We start from the raw sequence: 710 nt of genomic DNA on the forward strand, positions 1-710 counted from the left end.
ATAGGTCCCGTAGTGTAGCGGTTATCACGTCGCCCTGTCACGGCGAAGATCGCGGGTTCGATTCCCGTCGGGACCGTTAAGATAATGTAAATTATTTTAGACTCGTTAGCTCAGTTGGTAGAGCATTTGACTTTTAATCAAAGGGTCACTGGTTCGAGCCCAGTACGGGTCATATAAGCGGGTTTGGCGGAATTGGCAGACGCACCAGATTTAGGATCTGGCGCTTAACAGCGTGGGGGTTCAAGTCCCTTAACCCGCATAGTAGAATTAGCCGGCTTAGCTCAGTTGGTAGAGCATCTGATTTGTAATCAGAGGGTCGCGTGTTCAAGTCATGTAGCCGGCATTAAAAATAGAAGAGGTTGATGCGAACGTAGTTCAGTGGTAGAACACCACCTTGCCAAGGTGGGGGTCGCGGGTTCGAATCCCGTCGTTCGCTTAGAGAGGCCGGGGTGGCGGAACTGGCAGACGCACAGGACTTAAAATCCTGCGATTGGTAACGATCGTACCGGTTCGATTCCGGTCCTCGGCATATAATAATGAGCACCCTTAGCTCAACTGGATAGAGTACCTGACTACGAATCAGGCGGTTAGAGGTTCGACTCCTCTAGGGTGCATTTTTTCTATTTAACTCGGGAAGTAGCTCAGCTTGGTAGAGTACTTGGTTTGGGACCAAGGTGTCGCAGGTTCGAATCCTGTCTTCCCGATTTGAT

8 tRNA genes are annotated in these 710 nt (G+C 50.1%); all 8 read left to right on the forward strand.

Features of this window, described 5'->3' with window-relative positions:
- The first annotated feature begins 3 nt into the window (after window positions 1-3).
- A tRNA-Asp gene (locus SORDD16_RS09860) sits at window positions 4-76 on the forward strand.
- Window positions 77-99: 23 nt separating this feature from the next.
- Window positions 100-172, forward strand: a tRNA-Lys gene (locus SORDD16_RS09865).
- A gap of 5 nt (window positions 173-177) precedes the next feature.
- Window positions 178-259 (forward strand) — tRNA-Leu (locus SORDD16_RS09870).
- Window positions 260-270: 11 nt separating this feature from the next.
- Window positions 271-343 (forward strand) — tRNA-Thr (locus SORDD16_RS09875).
- Between the two features lie 21 nt (window positions 344-364).
- A tRNA-Gly gene (locus SORDD16_RS09880) sits at window positions 365-436 on the forward strand.
- 7 nt (window positions 437-443) lie between these two features.
- Window positions 444-529, forward strand: a tRNA-Leu gene (locus SORDD16_RS09885).
- An 11-nt stretch (window positions 530-540) separates the two neighbouring features.
- Window positions 541-614: transfer RNA gene (locus SORDD16_RS09890), tRNA-Arg, on the forward strand.
- 16 nt (window positions 615-630) lie between these two features.
- Window positions 631-704, forward strand: a tRNA-Pro gene (locus tag SORDD16_RS09895).
- Window positions 705-710: the final 6 nt, after the last annotated feature.

This window comes from Streptococcus oralis, from assembly GCF_001578945.1.
GTDB lineage: Bacteria > Bacillota > Bacilli > Lactobacillales > Streptococcaceae > Streptococcus > Streptococcus oralis_Q.